This is a genomic window from Streptomyces sp. NPDC088400 (assembly GCF_044753355.1).
Lineage (GTDB): Bacteria > Actinomycetota > Actinomycetes > Streptomycetales > Streptomycetaceae > Streptomyces.
In genome coordinates, this window is sequence record NZ_JBIVMZ010000001.1 from 1,052,201 (window position 1) to 1,072,009 (window position 19,809).

Here is a 19,809-nt window from a genome sequence, read left to right on the forward strand (position 1 = left end):
ATCGGTCTCAAGGAACACCTCCGGTGCGGTGGTGCCGAGGGGGTTGAGAGCGCTCTCAGTAAGTCTTGTAGCCGGGGCGGGGCCGACCGTCAATGGCCGCCGCTTCCGGCGGCCGCCTCCGGCTACCGCCTCAGAGGATGCTCCCCGGGACGCTTGCCTTGACGTCGGCGTCAAGCCGTACGGTCGCAGACATGCGAATCGGCGAGCTGGCGGAGCGGGCCGGGACGACCACCCGGACGCTGCGCTATTACGAGTCCCGCGGGCTGCTGCCCGCCCGGCGCGCGGTGAACGGCTATCGCACGTACGACGAGAGCGATCTGCGGCTCCTCCGGCAGATCAGGACCCTTCAGGACTTCGGGTTCGGACTTGAGGAGACGCGGCCGTTCGTCGAGTGCCTGCGTGCCGGGCACCCGGCCGGGGACTCCTGTCCCGCCTCGCTCGCCGTGTACCGCCGCAAGCTCACCGAGCTGGACGGTCTGATCGACCAGCTCCAGTCGGTACGCGCCCAGGTCGGGTCCCAGCTGGCGCGGGCGGAAGAGGCACGGGCGGAAGAGGCACGGGCCGGGCTGGCGGCCGGAGCGGCTGTGCCGGGCGGTCCTGAACCACGGTGTGAGCTGACGGCATACGCACTCAGCGACGACAATCACGGAGGCGAAGAAACATGATCGAGACAGCGGGCGCCGGAACAAGGACGACAGCGGTGACGACAGCGAGGGTCGTGCCGACGACAGCGGCGGTGACAGCGAGGACCGTGCCGACGGCGGTGGTCACGTCGGTGACGGACGCGGACTTCGACCACGAGGTGCTGAAGTCCGAGCTCCCGGTGCTGCTGGAGTTCACCGCCGACTGGTGCGGCCCGTGCCGCCAGCTCGCCCCGGTACTGAGCGCCGTGGCCGAGGAAGAGGCCGGCCGGATCAAGGTCGTCGAGCTCGATGTGGACAGCAACCCGGAGGTCACGACGCGGTACGGCGTACTCGCGATGCCGACGCTCATGGTGTTCCGGGCGGGGGAGCCGGTGATGTCGGTGGTCGGCGCCCGCCCGAAGCGCAAGCTGCTGGCGGAACTGGCGGATGTGCTCTGACCTGTCGGCCGAGTCGGTTCGGCAACGGCGTGGGAGAGGCCAGGACAGGGGCCGAGGGGGCGTCGCCGGGCGTTACCGCCCCCTCGGAAACCCTGTGACGCATGGTTCCGGCCATGCGGACATCCGGAACGCCTGAGGCGGGCGCCCATCAGGCGAAGGGCCGGCCGATCGGCCCCGGCACCCGGAAGGTCAGCCGATCGGCTCCGGCATCGGGACCACGTCGTACGCCAGGTCGATCGTGTCCCCGGTGGCGGGGTCGCCCAGCTCGACGCGCCAGCGCCCGGCGAACTGGTCCACGCCCTCGGCCATGGGGATCGTGCCGGAGATCAGGACCGTACCCGGCACCAGGTCACCGCGCTCACGCAGTACGTCGGCCCAGTAGCCGGGGGTGAGCAGTTCGGCCAGCGTGCCGTCCTGGATGAGGGTTTCCTTCCCCTCCGAAGCCACCCAGGCGCGCAGCGTCAGGGCGTCGAGCCGCTCCTCGACGTCGGCCAGCCGCCAGGCGCGGCGGGCGAGCACGTCGGGGCTCGCGTTCTTGCTCCACGCCACCCCGTGCACCTCCAGCTCGCGGTCGGTGTGGTCACAGGCGGCCGTCAGCAGCAGCTCGCCGTCGCCGTCCACCACCAGGGCCCATTCGGCCTCGCCCGAGGTGCGGCCGTGCTGCACACTGACCTGATCGGTGTGCTGGGCGAGGTACGGGGAAACCGGGTAGAGCGCCGGCGTCACGGAAGGCGCGGGCACGCCCAGCTCGGCGAGCTCGGCGACATGCGCGGCCACGTCGGCCTGGCTGCGTCCGGCGTAGCCGGCGTTGAGTACCTGGACGACATCGACCTGCCGGGTGGTGCCGTCGGGCAGTTCGAAGGTCAGCAGCGCCATGAGGGTCTCCACATCGTTCGCGGTATCGGGGAGGTTAACTTTGCGCCTAAGCCTTGCGCATACGACCTGTATACAAGAAGTATGCCGGAAGGTCGATAGCGTGCCTCACCTCAGGACGGAACGCGGTCACCCCAAAAGCCCGGAACGCGCCCCACCCCAAGGACGGAAGTCGTGAACCACACCACGAGCACCGAAAAGCCCCCGCCCGGCGGGTCCGCGGTCCGCCGCGCCTTCTTCGCCAGCCTCACCGGAACCGCCTTGGAGTGGTACGACTTCGCGATCTACTCCGTCGCGGCCGCGCTGGTCTTCGGCGATGTCTTCTTCCCCTCCGAGGACCCCGCCACCGGTACGCTGCTGGCCTTCTCGACGTACGCCGTCGGGTATGTGTCCCGGCCGCTGGGCGGTTTCGTCTTCGGCCGCCTCGGCGACAAGATCGGCCGTAAAAAGGTCCTCATCGCGACCCTCGTACTGATCGGGGCCGCCACCCTGATGATCGGGCTGCTGCCCTCGTACGCCACGATCGGCGTGACCGCGCCCATCGTCCTCGTCATCCTCCGCTTCGCCCAGGGCGTCGGCGTCGGCGGCGAGTGGGGCGGAGCCGTACTGCTGTCCAGCGAGTTCGGCGACCCCCGCCGGCGCGGCTTCTACGCCTCGGCCGCCCAGATCGGTCCGCCGGCCGGAAACCTCATGGCCAACGGTGTTCTCGCCGCCCTCGGCGCGCTGCTCACCGAGGACCAGTTCCTGAGCTGGGGCTGGCGCGTGGCGTTCCTGCTCTCCGGCGTCCTCGTCTTCTTCGGTCTGTGGATCCGGGCCAAGCTTGAGGAGACCCCGGTCTTCAAGGCGATGGAAGCCGAGAAGAAGCGCCCCGAGGCGCCGATCCGGGAAGTCTTCACCACGCACCCCCGCGCCCTGGCGGCGGCGATCCTCAGCCGGGTCGCGCCGGATGTGCTGTACGCGCTGTTCACCGTCTTCGTACTGACCTACGCCACCGGCGAGCTCGGCATGTCACGTGGCTCCGCGCTGGCCGCCGTGCTCATCGGCTCGTCCCTCCAGGTCTTCCTCATCCCGCTCGCCGGGGCGCTGTCCGACCGCGTCAACCGGCGCCTGGTGTACGGCGTCTCCGCCCTGGCGGCCGGTATCTGGCCGTTCCTGTTCTTCCCGATGATCGGCGGCGGGAGCTGGCCGCTGCTCGCGCTCGGTGTCGTGGTCGCGCTGGCCCTCCACTCGCTGATGTACGGGCCGCAGGCGGCGTTCATCGCCGAACAGTTCTCCCCGCGGTTGCGCTACACCGGCTCCTCGCTCGCCTACACACTCGCCGGCGTCATCGGCGGAGCCGTCGCGCCGCTGCTCTTCACCGCGCTGCTCGACGCGTACGACTCGTGGATCCCGCTGGCCCTGTACGTGGCGGTCACCGCGGCCGTCACGATCACCGGACTGTGTCTGGGCCGCGACGGCACACACGCGGACGACGAGAACCTGGACGAGGCCGACGCGGCCGGCACGGACCGGCCCGTGGGCTCGCAGACCGCGTAGACCGCCTAGGCCAACGGCAACGGCACCCGCACCCCGTACCCGCACTCGCCGAAGGAACCGCCCATGCGCATCGCACTGAGCCAGATCACCACCGGTCCCCGCCCCGACCAGAACCTCGGACTCCTCCGCGAAGAAGCTCTTCGCGCCGCCGAGGCGAACGCGCGCGTCGTCGTCTTCCCCGAGGCCTCGATGGCCTGTTTCGGGACCCCGCTGGGCCCGGTCGCCGAACCGCTGGACGGTCCGTGGGCCACGGCGGTCCGCCAGATCGCGAAGGACACCGGGCTGGTCGTGGTCGCGGGCATGTTCACCCCGGCCCCCGACGGAAAGGTGGCCAACACCCTGCTCGCCACCGGCCCCGGGGTCGAGGCGTCCTACGACAAGATCCATCTCTACGACGCCTTCGGGTTCGCCGAGTCCGACACCGTGGCGCCCGGTTCCCAGGTCGTCACCATCGATGTCGGAGGCACCCGCATCGGCCTCGCCACCTGCTACGACGTCCGTTTCCCCGAGCTGTTCCGGGCGCACGCGGACGCCGGAGCGGTCGTGTCGTTGCTCCTCGCCTCGTGGGGCGCCGGCCCCGGCAAGCGGGAGCAGTGGGAGCTGCTGACGAGGGCCCGCGCGCTCGACGCCACGCTCTGGCTCGCCGCCGTCGGCCAGGCCGACCCGGCGGCGTCCGGGACCCCCGCGACGTCGAAGGCGCCGACCGGGATCGGATACAGCGCGGTCATCGGGCCGGACGGAACCGTACGGCAGAGTCTCGAAGACGCGCCGGGGATGCTGCTCGCCGACCTGGACCTCGACGAGGTCGACTCGGTACGCCGGGCCATCCCGGTGCTGGCCAACCGCAGGCTGTCCCCGGCCGGAGGCCCCGCGTCGGACTGAGCGCCACAAACGCACGCGGGGAAGACCGGGCGCACACGCGCACGCCGGGCCGACCGGGGTACGGGTCGGCCCGGCGTCCTATCCGGCGAGCAGCACTTTGAGGGTCGTCTCCAGATGGCTGTCGATCGCGGTGTGCGCGGCCCCCGCGTCACCGGCGGCGATCGCGTCCAGAATCGCCTGATGCTCGGTCAGTACGGATTTCTGCCGCCCGTACTGGTTGTACAGCGCCACCACCCCGGCCCGGATCTGCCGGCTGCGCAGACCGTCGTAATGCCGGTTGAGCAGCGCGTTCCCCACCGCCGACACCATCGTCGCGTGGAAGAGGTGATCCACGGCGATGAACTCCTTGGCGTGCTCGGGCCCGCTGAGCGTGCGCTGGCGCTCCAGGAGCGCGGACAGCTCGGCCACGGGCGCCTTGCCCCCGGGGATGATCTGCTCGGCCGCGTACCGCTCGACGATGCCGCGCAGCTCCATCAACTCGGTGATCTCGCGCCCCGACAGCGGTACGATCTGCGCCCCGCGCTTGGGGACCAGCCGTACGAGATCCTCGGCGGCGAGCAGCAGCAGCGCCTCGCGGATGGGGGTACGGGACACACCGATGCGGTCGGCGATCTCCTGCTCGGAGAGGAACCCGCCCTGTAGGTCCGGGTCGGTGAGAACGTTCTCCTTGAGAAACGCGTATGCCTTCTCCCGGCCCGATGTCACGACTGCCCCCACGGTTGCATACAACGAGTATACAGATCGGTGCGCCCCACGACGCGGCCCTTCGGCAAGGTGCCGCGAGGTCCCCGTAGGGTCCGCACACAAAAAATCCCCGGAACCGAATTGACGGCCGGGGTCTTCGTCTGCGTATATTGAATGTTTCCATGTCCTGATTTAATGAGGGCATGCATCAGGCAGCTAAGAAGTAGCGTATCGAACAGGGGCTGAATTGTCAAACGAGGACATGCGGGAATTGCGGAACGAGCAGCAATTCGTCTCCCTCCTCTATGAGCGCCTCGACGCCCTCAGGGAGCAGGCGGAGGCTGCCGTGGACGCGTCGACCGCTCAAGTCAGCACTGTGCGGCAGGCCCGTGTCGAACGGGACATCAGCGTCGCGGAGCACTCCGGCAGGGTGGCCTCGTTGAATGCCGTCGAGTCCGGACTCTGTTTCGGCCGGATCGATCTCGCCGACGGGGAAACCGCGAACGGGGAAATCGCGAACGGGGAAACCGCAGACGGGGAAACAACGAATGGCGGAACCGCGAACGGGGAATCCGGAGGCACCGGAACCGGTGGCGGGGAATCCGGTCACGGTACGAGTCACCACATCGGACGCATCGGAATGCGGCGGGACGATCAGCAGCGGACCCCGCTGCTGATCGACTGGCGGGCCCCCGTCGCACGCCCCTTCTATCTGGCCACCGGCTATTCCCCGATGGGGCTGCGCCGACGCCGTCACATCACCACCCACGGGCGCGAGGTCACCGCGCTGCACGACGAGATCATGGATCTCACCGACACCACCCGCACCGGCTTCGAGGACCCGGACGGCGACGCCGTGCTGCTCTCCGCGCTCAACTCCGCGCGTACGGGCCGGATGAGCGACATCGTGCAGACCATCCAGGCCGAGCAGGACCGCATCATCCGCGCACCCCACCGCGGGGTACTGGTCGTCGAGGGCGGTCCGGGCACCGGCAAGACCGCCGTGGCGCTGCACCGCGCGGCCTACCTCCTCTACGCGTACCGCGAGCAGCTGGCCCGCCGCGCCGTGCTGATCGTCGGTCCGAACCCCGCGTTCCTCGGCTACATCGGCGAGGTGCTGCCCTCGCTCGGTGAGACCGGGGTGCTGCTGGCGACGACCGGGGAGCTGTTCCCCGGAGTGCGCGTCACCGGTACGGACACTCCGGAGGCGGCCGAGATCAAGGGCCGGGCCGAGATGGCGCGGGTGCTGGCCGAGGAACTGCGCGACCGGCAGACCCTGCCCGAGACCGTCATCGAGATCGCGCACGAGGACCACGGCACGCTCCTGCTGGACCGGACCATGGCGGACGAGGCCAGGCAGCGTGCCCGTGACACCGGGCTGCCGCACAACCTGGCCCGGCCCGCCTTCGCCTTCCGGATCATCGACGCGCTGACCGAACAGCTCGCCGAGCGGATCGGCGCCGACCCGCTCGGCGGTCCGAACCTCCTCGACCCCACCGACATCGCCCAGCTCGGCAAGGAGATCGCCACCAGCCCCGAGGTGCAGGCCGCGATCGAGGCGCTGTGGCCGGGCCTCACCCCGGAGGGGTTCGTCTCCGACTTCCTGGCGGAGCCGGTCCGGCTCGGCGCGCACGACGCCGCAGTCGTACGGCGTCCCGGGCCCCGGACCGGGACCGACGCGCGGACCGACTGGACGCCGGCCGATGTGCCGCTGCTGGACGAGGCGGCCGAGCTGCTCGGCGAGGACGACAGCGCGGCCCGCGCCGCCGCCGCGGTGGAGCGGCAGGAGCGGATCGACTACGCCAAGGGCGTGCTGGAGCTGTCGTACGGCTCCCGTACGCAGGAGTTCGAGGACAAGGACGACGACGAGTCGGAGGTCCTCGCCGCGCACGACGTCATCGACGCCGAACGGTTCGCCGACCGGCACGAGGAGCTCGACACCCGCAGCGCCGCCGAACGGGCCGCCGCCGACCGCACCTGGGCCTTCGGCCATATCGTCGTGGACGAGGCGCAGGAACTGTCCGCCATGGCCTGGCGGTTGCTGATGCGCCGCTGCCCGAGCCGTTCCATGACCCTGGTCGGCGACCCCGCCCAGACCGGGGACGCGGCGGGCTGCGACTCGTGGCAGCAGATCCTCCAGCCGTACGCGGGGGACCGCTGGGAGCTGACGAAGCTCGGCGTCAACTACCGTACGCCGACGGAGATCATGGAGGTCGCGGCCGAGGTGCGGCGGCTGGCGGATCCGTCCTTCGAGCCGCCGAAGTCCGTACGCTCGACGGGCACCGGACCGGTCGTACGGGCGGTGGAGAGCGCCGCCCTGGCCCGTACCGCGGCCGGACTGGCGGCGGAACACGCGAGCGAGGGGCGGGCCGCGGTCATCGCCCCGGCCGCGCTGCTGCCCGCGCTGGCGGCCGAACTGCCCGACGCCTCCTGGGGCGTGACGCCCGACCTCACCCGCCATGTGGTCCTGCTCGACGCCCGGCAGGCGAAGGGCCTGGAGTTCGACACGGTGATCGTGGTCGATCCGGAGGGCATCCTGGACGGCTCGCCGCGCGGCATCAACGACCTGTACGTGGCGCTGACACGGGCGACCCAGCGGCTGGGGATCGTACGTGACGCGGCGGTGCCGGCCCGGCCGGCGTCGCTCGGCGCCGTGGACAAGTCGAGGGCGTAGCGGACAGGTCAGGGTCGTAGCAGACGTCGTGGCCCCGCCGGAGAGCGGATCCGGCGGGGCCACAACTGCGTCTGATGCTACGTCAGGAAATCGCCTGACGGAACGTCAGGAAGGCCGCAGCCAGACCGTCGCCAACGGCGGAAGTGTCAGCTGGATGCTCGCCGGACGGCCGTGCGCGCCCACCGACTCCGGCTTCAGCGGCTCCTCGTTGCGCACATCGCTGCCGCCGTAGCGCCCCGCGTCCGTGTTGAGGACCTCGGTCCAGGCCGAGAACTCCTCGGGGACACCGAGCCGGTACTGATGGCGGACCACCGGCGAGAAGTGGGAGACCGCCAGCAGGGGCGAGCCCGCCGCGTCGAAGCGCAGGAACGCGAAGACATTGTCCTCACCCGCGTCGCCGTCCACCCACGCGAAGCCCTCGGGCTCGGTGTCCCGCTGCCAGAGCGCGGGCGTCGCGCCGTACACCGTGTTCAGTTCGCGGACCAGATCGCGCACGCCCCGGTGGTCCGCCTCCGCCTCGTACGACGGATCGAGCACCCACCAGTCCGGTCCATGGCTCTCCGACCACTCCGCGCCCTGCGCGAACTCCTGACCCATGAACAGCAGTTGCTTGCCGGGGTGGGCCCACATGAAGCCGAGATAGGCGCGTTCGTTGGCGCGCTGCTGCCACCAGTCACCGGGCATCTTGGAGACCAGCGCGCGCTTGCCGTGCACGACCTCGTCGTGGGAGATCGGCAGGACGTAGTTCTCGCTGTACGCGTACACCATGGAGAAGGTCATCTCGCCGTGGTGGTACTTGCGGTGGACCGGCTCCTTGGAGACGTACTCCAGCGAGTCGTGCATCCAGCCCATGTTCCACTTCAGGCCGAAGCCCAGCCCGCCGAAGCCGTCGGCGCCGACATGGTGGGTGGCGCGGGTGACACCGCTCCACGCGGTGGACTCCTCGGCGATGGTCACCACACCGGGGCAGCGGCGGTAGACCGTGGCGTTCATCTCCTGGAGGAACGCCACCGCGTCGAGATTCTCCCGGCCGCCGTGCTCGTTCGGGGTCCACTGGCCCTCCTCGCGCGAGTAGTCGAGGTAGAGCATCGAGGCGACCGCGTCGACGCGCAGCCCGTCGACATGGAACTCCTCGCACCAGTAAACGGCGTTGGCGACAAGGAAGTTGCGTACCTCCGTGCGGCCGTAGTCGAACTCCAGCGTGCCCCAGTCCGGGTGCTCGGCCCGCTGCGGGTCGGCGTGCTCGTACAGCGGACGCCCGTCGAACTGGGCCAGCGCCCACTCGTCCTTCGGGAAGTGCGCGGGCACCCAGTCGACCAGCACCCCGACACCCGCGCGGTGCAGGGAGTCCACGAGATACCGGAAGTCGTCCGGCGTGCCCATCCGGGACGTCGGCGCGAAGAAGCCGGTGACCTGATAGCCCCACGAACCGCCGTAGGGATGCTCGGCCACCGGCATCAGCTCGACGTGTGTGAAGCCGAGATCCTTGACGTACGACGGAAGCTGGGCGGCGAGCTGACGGTACGTCAAACCCGGTCGCCAGGAGGTGAGATGGACCTCGTACACGGAGAACGGAGCCGCGTGCACGGGGCGGTCGGCGCGGTGCGCCATCCACTCCTCGTCGTGCCACACATGGTGCGACTCGGTGACGATGGAGGCGGTCGCGGGCGGCACTTCCGTACGCCGGGCCATCGGGTCGGCGCGCAGGGTGCGGGACCCGTCCGGGCGGGTGATGTCGAACTTGTAGAGCGCGCCCTCGCCGACCCCAGGCACGAACAGCTCCCACACCCCGGTGGAGCCGAGCGAGCGCATCGGAAGGCTGGTGCTGTCCCAGTACGTGAAGTCACCGGTCACCCGGACGCCCCGGGCATTGGGCGCCCAGAGGGTGAAACGGGTGCCGGTCACGCCCTGGTGGACCATGGGCCGGGCGCCGAGCGCCTGCCACAGCTCCTCGTGCCGGCCCTCGCCGATCAGATGCAGGTCCAGCTCCCCGAGGGCGGGCAGGAAGCGGTACGGATCCTGCACCTCCAGCTCGTCCAGCTCCTCCGTGACATCGCTGTAGCGGACGAGGAGGGAGTATTCCGGTACGGCGCGCAGCGGCAGGACGCCGGAGAAGAAGCCGTCGCCGTCGTCGTTCAGCGCGGCTCGTACGTTCGCTCCCTCGGCGACGACGCTCACGGCGCGCGCGTACGGCCGCAGCGTCCGGAAGAGCACGCCGTCGCTGACCGGGTGCGCCCCCAGCAGCGCGTGCGGATCGTGGTGCGAACCGGCCAGCAGCCGCTCCCGGTCACCGCCGGCCGGCGGCGGCGCCGCCCGGACCGTGCGGACCGCCGCGCGGCCGCCGGTCCTGCCGACCCGCGTCCGGCCCTCGGCGGCCTTGCCGGGGGCCTTGCGCGGTCTGGGCGCGGAGGCGGAGGCGGAGGCGGACGCGGATGTGGACGCGGACGCGGCGGCCGAGGAGGATGCCGCGCCGGTGGCCCCCGCCGCCGAGGTCCCCGTTGGCCCCCCCGAGGCCTTCGGGTGTTTGCGGCGCGTCGGCTTCTTCTCGGCGGGCGCGGGGACCGGCGCCGGGAGGGCGGTGGTGGGGCGCTCGGGCTCGGGCGGACGGTTGGACGGCGGACGGGGGGTCACGGGGGCTGCCTCCTCGGCGGACTTCACTGCTGGTCGGAGCGGGTGCGAGTGCAGGTGCGGGGATGGATGCGAGTGCAGGGACGGGTGCGGCGGGTGGTGCTGGGGATGTGGGAAGGGAGTTGTGGGGAGTTGTGTGTGGGGGGACAGGGACCGTGGTGCCGGCCGGTCCCCGTGCCGCTGCGCCGGACCACGAGACGGACCACTGGGCGGACTATGAGGCGGACTATGGGGCGGGCCACGAGGCGACTGGGGCGGCGCCCGTACCGCTCGGCCGTGGCGGGATGACACCGCGTCAGACGCCACCCGCCAGCCGGCGGATCGCCGCCATCGGCACCGGCAGCCAGTCGGGGCGGTGTCTGGCCTCGTACAGCACCTCGTAGACCGCCTTGTCCGTCTCGTACGCGCGCAGCAGCTCGGGTTCCGCGCGCGGGTCGGTGCCCGAGACCGCCGCGTACCCCTCGCAGTACGCCGCCCGGCAGCGCGTCGCCCAGTCCGGGCGCCACGGCTCGTGGGAGCGGGCCGCGTAGTCGAAGGAGCGCAGCATGCCCGCGACATCGCGGACCGGCGGCTGCGGGCGGCGGCGTTCGGCGAGCGGTCGGGCGGGCTCACCCTCGAAGTCGATGACCGACCAGTTCCCGTCCGGGGTGCGCAGGGCCTGGCCCAGATGCAGATCGCCGTGCACGCGCTGGGCGGGCCGGCCGCGCCCCGCCTCGCCCAGTCCGGCGAGCGCGTCGAAGGCGCCGCGCAGCCCGGGGGCGTACGGCCCCAGCGCGGGCACCGCCCGTGCCACCACGTCGAGCCGCTCGGCCATCCCGGCCGCCAGCTGCCCGGTCTGCCGACGGCCCAGGGTCACCGTCGGCAGGGCGGCGGCCAGCGCGATGTGCACCTCGGCGGTGGCCCGCCCCAGTGCCCGCGCCTCGGTGGTGAATTCACGGTCGTCGGCGAGCGCGGCCAGCGCGAGCTGCCAGCCGTCCTGGGAGCCGCGCAGGTACGGCTGGAGCACCCCGAGGGTGAGGGAGTCGCCGCTGCCGGACGGGTCGTCCGCCTCGAACCAGCCGACGGGCGCGGGTACCCGCCCGCAGCCCTCCGCCGCCAGGGCGAGCGGCAGTTCCAGATCCGGGTGGGGACCGGGAAAGACCCGGCGGAGGATCTTCAGGATGTACTCGTCCCCGTACACCAGCGAGGAGTTCGACTGCTCGGCGTCGAGCAGCCGGCCGGCGAGTCCGGACGGGACGGAGTCGGCCCGGTCGAACCGCAGCGTGCCCAGCGCGCCGGGCGTGCGCAATCGTTCCAGCAGCAGTTCGGCGAGGCGCGGATCGTGCAGGCCCTCGTAGACGGTACGGCCGGCCAGCGGACCCTGAGTGGCATGGCCGACGAGGGCGGGGGCCAGGTGGGGCGGCAGCGCGTTGCGTACCCCGAGCAGCAGCTGATAGCAGTCGTCGGCCGGCGCGGGAGCGGAGGGGGTGGAGGTGGGAATCGACGGCGGCGGCCCGGTGGCCCCGCGCTGTTCGACCCGTACCAGTAGATGCAGCAGCCCCGGATTCCCCGTGTCCGACGGCTGCAGTTCGGTGACCGTCACCGGTACGAAGCCGGTGACCGCACGGCCCTTGCCCGCGAACCAGCGCTGGTGCGGGAGCCATTCGTGCAGCATCGGTGCGAGCGAGCCGACCAGCTCTCGCGCGTCGACCGGCGACAGAGAGGGGGATACGGCGGACGGGGGAGCGGGTGGGACGGTGGGCGAGGCGGTGACGAGGCGTGGGGTAGTCCAGGTGGATGCAGCCTTCGACATGGCATCGCGTCCTTTCCCCGGGCACACCACAGGATGCGCAGAGTGTCCCGGATTGCGGCAATGGCTGTCCGGCTGTGCGGGACGTGTCGGGTGAGGATGATCCGAACGGATCGTTTTCGTACGAACTCGATCGAACTGGATGTTTGGGAGACTGCCCCGTGCGGGGCGACGGAAACCGCCTCGCACGGGGGCCACGCGTTAACACCGGGTCACGGGTCAACGCGTGGTCGAAGGACTGCGAAGGACTGCGAAGGACTGCGAAGGCGCCTTCACGCCGTCACGACGGCGAGACGTCCTTCCTGAGGCGGAACCAGTAGAAGCCGTGCCCCGCGAGTGTCAGCAGGTAGGGCCATTCGCCGATGGCGGGGAAGCGCACCCCGCCGATGAGCTCCACCGGATGACGCCCGGCGAAGGCCTTCAGGTCCAGCTCCGTGGGCTGCGCGAAGCGCGAGAAATTGTGTACGCACAGCACCAGGTCGTCGCCCTCGCCCTGTTGGGAGGGGGCCTCGCGCAGGAAGGCGAGCACGGCCGGGTTGGACGACGGCAGCTCGGTGTACGAGCCGAGCCCGAAAGCGGGGTTCTGCTTCCGGATCTCGATCATTCGCCGGGTCCAGTGCAGCAGCGAGGACGGCGACGCCATCGACGCCTCCACATTGGTGACCTGGTACCCGTAGACCGGGTCCATGATCGTCGGCAGGTAGAGCCGGCCGGGGTCGCTGGACGAGAAGCCCGCGTTCCGGTCGGGGGTCCACTGCATCGGGGTTCTCACGGCGTCCCGGTCGCCGAGCCAGATGTTGTCGCCCATCCCGATCTCGTCCCCGTAATAGAGGATCGGGGACCCGGGCAGCGACAGCAGCAGAGCGGTGAACAGCTCGATCTGGTTGCGGTCGTTGTCCAGCAGCGGGGCGAGCCGGCGCCGGATGCCGATGTTGGCACGCATGCGCGGGTCTTTGGCGTACTCCGCGTACATGTAGTCGCGTTCTTCGTCCGTGACCATTTCGAGGGTCAGCTCGTCGTGGTTGCGCAGGAAGATGCCCCACTGGCAGCCCGTCGGGATGGCCGGGGTCTTCGCCAGGATCTCCGAGACCGGGTAGCGCGATTCGCGCCGTACGGCCATGAAGATCCGGGGCATCACCGGGAAGTGGAACGCCATATGGCATTCGTCCCCGCCCGCCGCGTAGTCGCCGAAGTAGTCGACGACGTCCTCCGGCCACTGGTTGGCCTCGGCGAGGATCACCGTGTCGGGGTAGTTGGCGTCGATCTCCTTCCGTACGGCCTTGAGGAACTCGTGGGTCGCCGGAAGGTTCTCGCAGTTGGTGTTCTCCTGCTGGTACAGGTACGGCACGGCGTCCAGCCGGAAGCCGTCGATGCCCAGGTCCAGCCAGAACCGGAGCGCGGAGACGATCTCCTCCCGCACGGCCGGGTTCTCGTAGTTGAGATCCGGCTGGTGGGAGAAGAAGCGGTGCCAGTAGTACTGCTTGCGGACCGGGTCGAAGGTCCAGTTGGACGTCTCGGTGTCGACGAAGATGATCCGGGCGTCCTGGAACTGCTTGTCGTCGTCGGCCCAGACGTAGTAGTCGCCGTACGGTCCGTCGGGGTCCTTGCGGGACTCCTGGAACCAGTCGTGCTGATCGCTCGTGTGATTCATGACGAAGTCGATGATCACGCGCATGCCGCGCTGGTGCGCGGCGTCGACGAACTCCACGAAGTCGGCGAGATCACCGAACTCGGGGAGCACCGCCGTGTAGTCCGAGACGTCGTAACCCCCGTCGCGCAGCGGCGACTTGAAGAACGGCGGCAGCCAGAGGCAGTCCACTCCGAGCCACTGGAGATAGTCCAGTTTGGACGTGATGCCCTTGAGGTCGCCGATGCCGTCTCCGTTGCTGTCCTGGAACGAACGCACCAGGACCTCGTAGAAGACAGCACGCTTGAACCAGTCGGGATCGCGGTCCTTGGCCGGGGTGTCCTCGAACGTGTCGTGGACAGGCTCATTGACGATCATGATGTGGGTGACCCTCCGATCGGCGGGGACGGTCGCAGAACCACGATGTGCGCGGGCGTGACGCCCGGCTCTAGGCGCACATAGTTGGCTCTGCCCCAGTGATAGGTCTCTCCGGTGAGCTCGTCGCGCACCGGGACGGTCTCGTGCCGTTCGAGGCCGAGCCGCTCCATGTCCAACGAGACCGTCGTCTCCTGGGTGTGGTGAGGGTCGAGGTTCACGACCACCAGAACGATGTCCGTGCCCGACCGTTTGCTGTACGCGATGACCGCGTCGTTGTCGGCGTGGTGGAAGTGGATGTCACGCAGCTGCTGGAGCGCGGGATGACGCCGTCTGAGGCGGTTGAGCGTGGTGATGAGGGGGGCGATCGTGCGGCCCTCACGCTCCGCCGCTTCCCAGTCCCGGGGCCGCAGCTGGTACTTCTCCGAGTCAAGGTACTCCTCGCTGCCGGGCTTGGCGGGGGAGTTCTCACAGAGTTCATATCCCGCGTACACACCCCACGTCGGGACCATTGTCGCGGCCAGCACGGCCCGTACCTCGAAGGCGGGACGGCCGCCTTCCTGGAGGTAGGAGTGCAGGATGTCAGGCGTGTTGACGAAGAAGTTGGGCCGCATGTACGCGGCGGACTCACCGGACAGCTCGGTCAGGTAGTCGGTGAGTTCCCGCTTGGTGTTCCGCCACGTGAAGTACGTATACGACTGCTGGAAGCCGATCGCGCCGAGCGTGTGCATCATGGCGGGCCGGGTGAAGGCCTCGGCCAGGAAGATGACATCGGGGTCGGTGCGGTTGACGTTCGCGATGACCTTCTCCCAGAAGAGCACCGGCTTGGTGTGCGGATTGTCGACGCGGAAGATCCGTACGCCGTGGGACATCCAGTGGCGCAGGACGCGGGTCGTCTCCCGGACCAGGCCGCGCAGATCCTTGTCGAAGGCGATCGGGTAGATGTCCTGGTACTTCTTCGGCGGGTTCTCGGCGTACGCGATGGAGCCGTCCGCGCGGTGGTGGAACCAGTCGGGGTGCTTGGCGACCCAGGGGTGGTCGGGGGAGCACTGGAGCGCGAAGTCCAGCGCGACCTCCATGCGCAGGGTGCGCGCCGTCTCCACGAAGTGGTCGAAGTCCTCGATCGTGCCCAGGTCCGGGTGGATCGCGTCGTGCCCGCCGTCGGCCGAGCCGATCGCCCAGGGCACACCGACATCGTCGGGGCCGGGCGTCAGGGAGTTGTTGGGGCCCTTGCGGTGGGTGGTGCCGATGGGGTGGATCGGCGGCAGGTACACGACGTCGAAACCCATCGCGGCTACGGCGGGGAGCCGTTCGGCGGCGGTCCTGAACGTGCCGCTGACGGGCGGCTCGTGCTTGGCGTCCTTCCTGCTGTCCTTCCTGCTGTCCTTCTTGCCGTCTTTCTTCGCGCCGCCGCTCGTGCGGGTGCCTTTGGGGACGATCGCGCCCTCGGAGCGCGGGAACAGCTCGTACCAGGAGCCGTACAGCGCGCGCCGGCGCTCGACCAGCAGCGGCGAGGGGCGCGAGGAGCTCACGAAATCGCGCAGGGGGTGGCGGGCGAGGGCGGCTTCGGCCTCCGGGGCGAGCGCGGCGTCGAGCCGGGCCCGGGCGGACAGCGACTCGTCACGCATCGCGTCGGCGGCGGCCAGCACGGCCTCCCGGCCCTCGCGCTTCGGCACGCCGGCGGCGGCCCGTTCGTACAGCTCGGCGCCCTCCGCGAGGACGAGCGCGATATCGGCCTCGTCGGTGGCCGCCGGGATCTTGATGCCGGCCGCGTGGCGCCAGGTGGCGAGCGGATCGCTCCACGCCTCGACGGTGTAGGTCCACCGGCCTTCCTCGGTGGGAGTGACCTCGGCGCCCCAGCGGTCGGTGCCGGGGGCGAGTTCACGCATCGGGGTCCAGGGGCCGGGGCGGCCGGCGGGGTCCATCAGGACGACGTTGGCCGCGACGGCGTCATGGCCCTCGCGGAAGACGGTCGCGGTGACCTCGAAGGACTCACCGCTCACCGCCTTCGCGGGGCGTCTGCCGCAGTCGACGAGCGGACGTACGTCCAGGACGGGAATGCGGCCAATCAGTGGTTTCACTCGATCACCTGTGGGCTGTGCGGGCGTGACAGGCAGGGCAGGTGGAGCAGGTGGAGCAGGTGGAGCAGGTGCGGCAGGTGGAGCAGGCGGGGCAGGTGGATCAGATGGAGCGGGTGGCGCGGGCGAAGAAGGTGACGCAGGTGGAGCAGATTGATCGCTTTGGATGGATTTATGCGTCTTTTCGCGAGGTTTGGGTGTTCTTTGTAGCTGCTCGGTAGACGACTGGGACGCTGCGAGCATGGCCGCTCCTGTCCGCGTTCACTCGAATAGCGCTGGAATCATGTGGAGACGCGCTCGTATGCCGTACATATGAGCCGCGCATGTGCCGTGCAGGTGTGCGCCGTACATGTGTGGCGTGCATGTGAGTGGTGCGCATGCGTGTGCGGGTGCGTCCTGAGCGTGCGCTGAGCCGTGCGTACCGCAGGAGCCTTCCCACTCCTTTCGGGTGGGCAATCCGGCGGTTTGTTAACTACTCGGGCGTACGGCGAACCACTCGTGCGACTGCCCGTGTAACTGCTTTGGGCGTACGGGCAGCAGCCCGGGGCGACAGGCGCGAACAGGAGCCGCTTCCTTGTCGGTTGCCCCGGCGGGGCGCGGACACCCGGGCGTGAGTGCGCGAATGCGCCGTGGTTGCGCAGGGCGGGGTACGGCTAACGTCGGACGGACGGTGGGCCGCACAGCGTGGTGTGTCCCACCGGTCCGGTTGTCCGGGCCGGTGTCCGGCTCGTACATCCGGCTCGTGTGTCAGTGGTTTGTCCGCTGCGGCTCGTATCTCCCCTGCGAAGGTGGAAGCGTGAAGGCAATCCGTCGGTTCACCGTCCGCCCCGTCCTGCCCGAACCCCTCCGACCGCTGGGCGAACTCGCCCGCAATCTGCGCTGGTCCTGGCATACCGAGACCCGAGAGCTCTTCGAGGCCGTCGACCCCGCCGGCTGGCGGGCCGCCGACGGCGACCCCGTACGGCTGCTCGGAAGCGTGTCCGCCGCCCGCCTCGCCGGGCTGGCCGGGGACCGTCCCTTTCTGGAGAGGCTGGCCGCCGTGGCGGCCGATCTCGACACCTACCTGCATGGCGACCGCTGGTACCAGGAACGCGACGGCCAGGGCGCGGAGCTGCCCGCGGCCGTCGCGTACTTCTCGCCCGAGTTCGGGGTGACCGCGGCCCTGCCGCAGTACTCCGGCGGGCTCGGCATCCTCGCCGGTGACCATCTCAAGGCCGCCAGTGACCTCGGCGTACCGCTCATCGGTGTCGGACTGCTCTACCGGCACGGCTACTTCCGCCAGTCCCTCTCGCGGGACGGCTGGCAGCAGGAGCAGTATCCGGTCCTCGACCCCGACGAGCTGCCGCTGACCCTGCTGCGCGAGGCGGACGGCACCCCGGCCCATGTCGTCCTCACCCTGCCGGGACACCGCTCGCTGCGCGCCTGCGTCTGGCAGGCGCGGGTGGGCCGGGTGCCGCTGCTGATGCTCGACTCGGACGTCGAGGAGAACGGACCGGGCGAGCGCGATGTGACCGACCGGCTGTACGGCGGCGGCAGTGAACACCGCCTGCTCCAGGAGATGCTGCTGGGTATCGGTGGAGTCCGTGCGGTGCGTGCGTACTGCCGGATCACCGGGCACCGGGCGCCCGAGGTGTTCCACACCAACGAGGGGCACGCGGGGTTCCTGGGGCTGGAGCGCATTCGTGAGCTGGTGAGTGCTGATGTGGGTGTGGATGCGGGTGGGGGTGTCGATGTCGGTGTGGATGTCGGTGTGGGTGTGGGTGCGGATGTCAGTGTGAGCGCCGGCTCCGGCACCGGTTCCGGTGGTTCCGGCTCCGGGGGCCCGCTCGGCTTCGAGGCCGCTCTGGAGGCCGTCCGCGCCGGGACGGTCTTCACCACCCACACCCCCGTACCGGCCGGGATCGACCGCTTCGACCGCGCGCTGGTCGCCCGTCACTTCGGCGACGACGGCGAACTGCCCGGCGTGGACGCCGAGCGGGTCCTCGGCCTCGGTACGGAGAGCTATCCGGGCGGCGATCCGACGCTGTTCAACATGGCCGTGATGGGGCTGCGGCTCGCTCAGCGGGCCAACGGCGTCTCCACCCTGCACGGCGCGGTCAGCAGGGAGATGTTCGCCGGGCTCTGGTCCGGCTTCGACCCGGACGAGGTGCCCATCACCTCCGTCACCAACGGAGTGCACGCGCCGACCTGGGTGGCCCCCGAGATCGCCCGGCTGGGCGCGGGGAGTTCGGGCGGTTCCGGTGGTTCGGGGGACGCCCTGGCGGTGGACTCCGGGGACGGATCGCCGCGCCGGGACGCCATCGCCGCGATCCCGGACGGCGAGATCTGGGACGTACGCCGGGCCCTGCGCGAGCAGTTGGTGACCGAGGTACGGAAACGGCTGCGCGCGTCCTGGCGGCTGCGCGGCGCGCAGGACGCCGAACTGGGCTGGATCGACGGGGTGCTCGACCCGGACGTCCTCACCATCGGCTTCGCCCGCCGCGTCCCCTCGTACAAACGCCTGACGCTGATGCTGCGCGACCGCGGCCGGCTGATGGACCTCCTGCTCGATCCCGAGCGGCCGGTCCAGATCGTCGTCGCGGGCAAGGCGCACCCGGCGGACGACGGCGGCAAGCGGCTGGTGCAGGAGCTGGTGCGGTTCGCCGACGACCCGCGGGTGCGCCACCGCGTCGTCTTCCTGCCCGACTACGGGATGGCGATGGCGCGCACGCTCTACCCGGGCTGTGACGTCTGGCTGAACAACCCGCTGCGCCCGCTGGAGGCGTGCGGCACCAGCGGGATGAAGGCCGCGCTCAACGGCTGCCTCAACCTGTCGGTGCTGGACGGCTGGTGGGACGAGTGGTTCGACCCGGACTTCGGCTGGGCCATCCCGACGGCCGACGGCCTGGCCGCCGACGAGAACCGCCGCGACGACCTGGAGGCGAACGCTCTCTACGAGCTGATCGAGGACCGGGTCGCGCCGCGCTTCTACGACCGGGGCCCGGACGGACTGCCCGGCCGCTGGATCGAGATGGTCCGCGGCACCCTGGTCACCCTGGGACCGAAGGTGCTCGCGGGACGGATGGTGCGGGAGTACGTGGAGCGGCTGTACGCGCCGGCCGCCCGCGCCCACCGCGCCCTGGACGCCGGTACGGCGACGGAGCTGGCGGCCTGGAAGTACCGGACGCGCACGCTCTGGCCGTATGTGTCGGTCGACCACGTGGAGGCGGTGGCGGCGAGCGGTACGGGCGGCGCGGCCGAACTGGGCTCCACGCTCACCCTGCGGGTGAACGTCGGCCTCGGCGAACTCCGCCCGGACGATGTGGAAGTGCAGGCGGTCGCGGGCCGCGTCGGCTCGGACGACGCGATCGCGGACGCGGTGACCTTCCCGCTCAAGCCGGCCGGCGGACCGGATCTGGAGGGCCGCTGGGTGTACGAGGGCCCGCTGGCCCTGGACCGTACGGGCCCGTACGGCTACACGGTACGGGTGCTGCCCGCGCACCCGCTGCTCCCCACCGGTGTGGATCTGGGGCTGGTCACACTGCCGACGGAGATGACGGGGGAGGGCGCGGGAGTGCTGATGCGCTGACGCGCGGGGCGCGA

13 protein-coding genes are annotated in these 19,809 nt (G+C 70.4%); 7 read left to right on the forward strand and 6 right to left on the reverse strand.

All coding sequences use genetic code 11. The features are described 5' to 3' along the window. Positions 1-191 precede the first annotated feature (191 nt). Both ACIQD6_RS04765 and trxA read left to right on the forward strand, forming a co-directional pair. Complete coding sequence (locus ACIQD6_RS04765; protein WP_401877917.1) at positions 192-665, forward strand: MerR family transcriptional regulator; 474 nt, start codon at positions 192-194, stop codon at positions 663-665. Positions 666-751: 86 nt separating this feature from the next. Continuing rightward, positions 752-1,081, forward strand: a complete 330-nt coding sequence (gene trxA, locus ACIQD6_RS04770) for a thioredoxin (protein ID WP_401878155.1) — start codon at positions 752-754, stop codon at positions 1,079-1,081. Positions 1,082-1,270: 189 nt separating this feature from the next. Here the strand turns inward: trxA and ACIQD6_RS04775 are convergent, their stop codons facing one another. Next, positions 1,271-1,957: a DUF2848 domain-containing protein gene (locus ACIQD6_RS04775; RefSeq protein WP_401877919.1), complete on the reverse strand. Its 687-nt coding sequence runs from the start codon at positions 1,955-1,957 to the stop codon at positions 1,271-1,273. A 171-nt stretch (positions 1,958-2,128) separates the two neighbouring features. On the opposite strand from ACIQD6_RS04775, the gene ACIQD6_RS04780 reads away from it, so the two are divergent. Together ACIQD6_RS04780 and ACIQD6_RS04785 are read left to right on the forward strand one after the other, a co-directional pair. Then, complete coding sequence (locus ACIQD6_RS04780; RefSeq protein ID WP_401877920.1) at positions 2,129-3,490, forward strand: MFS transporter; 1,362 nt, start codon at positions 2,129-2,131, stop codon at positions 3,488-3,490. Positions 3,491-3,553: 63 nt separating this feature from the next. Then, positions 3,554-4,372, forward strand: a complete 819-nt coding sequence (locus ACIQD6_RS04785) for a carbon-nitrogen hydrolase family protein (protein ID WP_401877921.1) — start codon at positions 3,554-3,556, stop codon at positions 4,370-4,372. Between the two features lie 78 nt (positions 4,373-4,450). On the opposite strand, the gene ACIQD6_RS04790 is transcribed toward ACIQD6_RS04785, so the two are convergent. Beyond that, complete coding sequence (locus tag ACIQD6_RS04790; RefSeq protein ID WP_401878158.1) at positions 4,451-5,077, reverse strand: GntR family transcriptional regulator; 627 nt, start codon at positions 5,075-5,077, stop codon at positions 4,451-4,453. Positions 5,078-5,303: 226 nt separating this feature from the next. On the opposite strand from ACIQD6_RS04790, the gene ACIQD6_RS04795 reads away from it, so the two are divergent. Further along, complete coding sequence (locus ACIQD6_RS04795; protein ID WP_401877923.1) at positions 5,304-7,730, forward strand: HelD family protein; 2,427 nt, start codon at positions 5,304-5,306, stop codon at positions 7,728-7,730. Positions 7,731-7,835: 105 nt separating this feature from the next. Here the strand turns inward: ACIQD6_RS04795 and glgB are convergent, their stop codons facing one another. The 4 genes from glgB to ACIQD6_RS04815 all read right to left on the reverse strand — a co-directional run bounded on the left by glgB (position 7,836) and on the right by ACIQD6_RS04815 (position 16,221). Then, positions 7,836-10,007, reverse strand: coding sequence for a 1,4-alpha-glucan branching enzyme (gene glgB, locus ACIQD6_RS04800; RefSeq protein WP_401878160.1), 2,172 nt, complete (start codon positions 10,005-10,007; stop codon positions 7,836-7,838). 646 nt (positions 10,008-10,653) lie between these two features. Continuing rightward, the gene (locus ACIQD6_RS04805) at positions 10,654-12,150 is read right to left on the reverse strand and encodes a maltokinase (RefSeq protein WP_401877925.1); all 1,497 of its coding nucleotides are present in this window, start codon (positions 12,148-12,150) and stop codon (positions 10,654-10,656) included. A gap of 277 nt (positions 12,151-12,427) precedes the next feature. Beyond that, positions 12,428-14,152, reverse strand: a complete 1,725-nt coding sequence (treS, locus tag ACIQD6_RS04810; protein ID WP_401877927.1) for a maltose alpha-D-glucosyltransferase — start codon at positions 14,150-14,152, stop codon at positions 12,428-12,430. After that, entirely contained in the window at positions 14,149-16,221 is a 2,073-nt protein-coding gene (locus tag ACIQD6_RS04815) for an alpha-1,4-glucan--maltose-1-phosphate maltosyltransferase (RefSeq protein ID WP_401878162.1), read from the reverse strand. Before ACIQD6_RS04815 ends, treS begins: the two co-directional genes overlap by 4 nt. 50 nt (positions 16,222-16,271) lie before the next feature. On the opposite strand from ACIQD6_RS04815, the gene ACIQD6_RS04820 reads away from it, so the two are divergent. Beyond that, positions 16,272-16,448 carry a hypothetical protein gene (locus tag ACIQD6_RS04820; RefSeq protein WP_401877929.1) on the forward strand — a complete coding sequence of 59 codons (177 nt, stop codon included), beginning with the start codon at positions 16,272-16,274 and terminating at the stop codon, positions 16,446-16,448. 575 nt (positions 16,449-17,023) lie between these two features. Next, positions 17,024-19,795 carry an alpha-glucan family phosphorylase gene (glgP, locus tag ACIQD6_RS04825; protein ID WP_401877931.1) on the forward strand — a complete coding sequence of 924 codons (2,772 nt, stop codon included), beginning with the start codon at positions 17,024-17,026 and terminating at the stop codon, positions 19,793-19,795. Positions 19,796-19,809 lie beyond the last annotated feature (14 nt).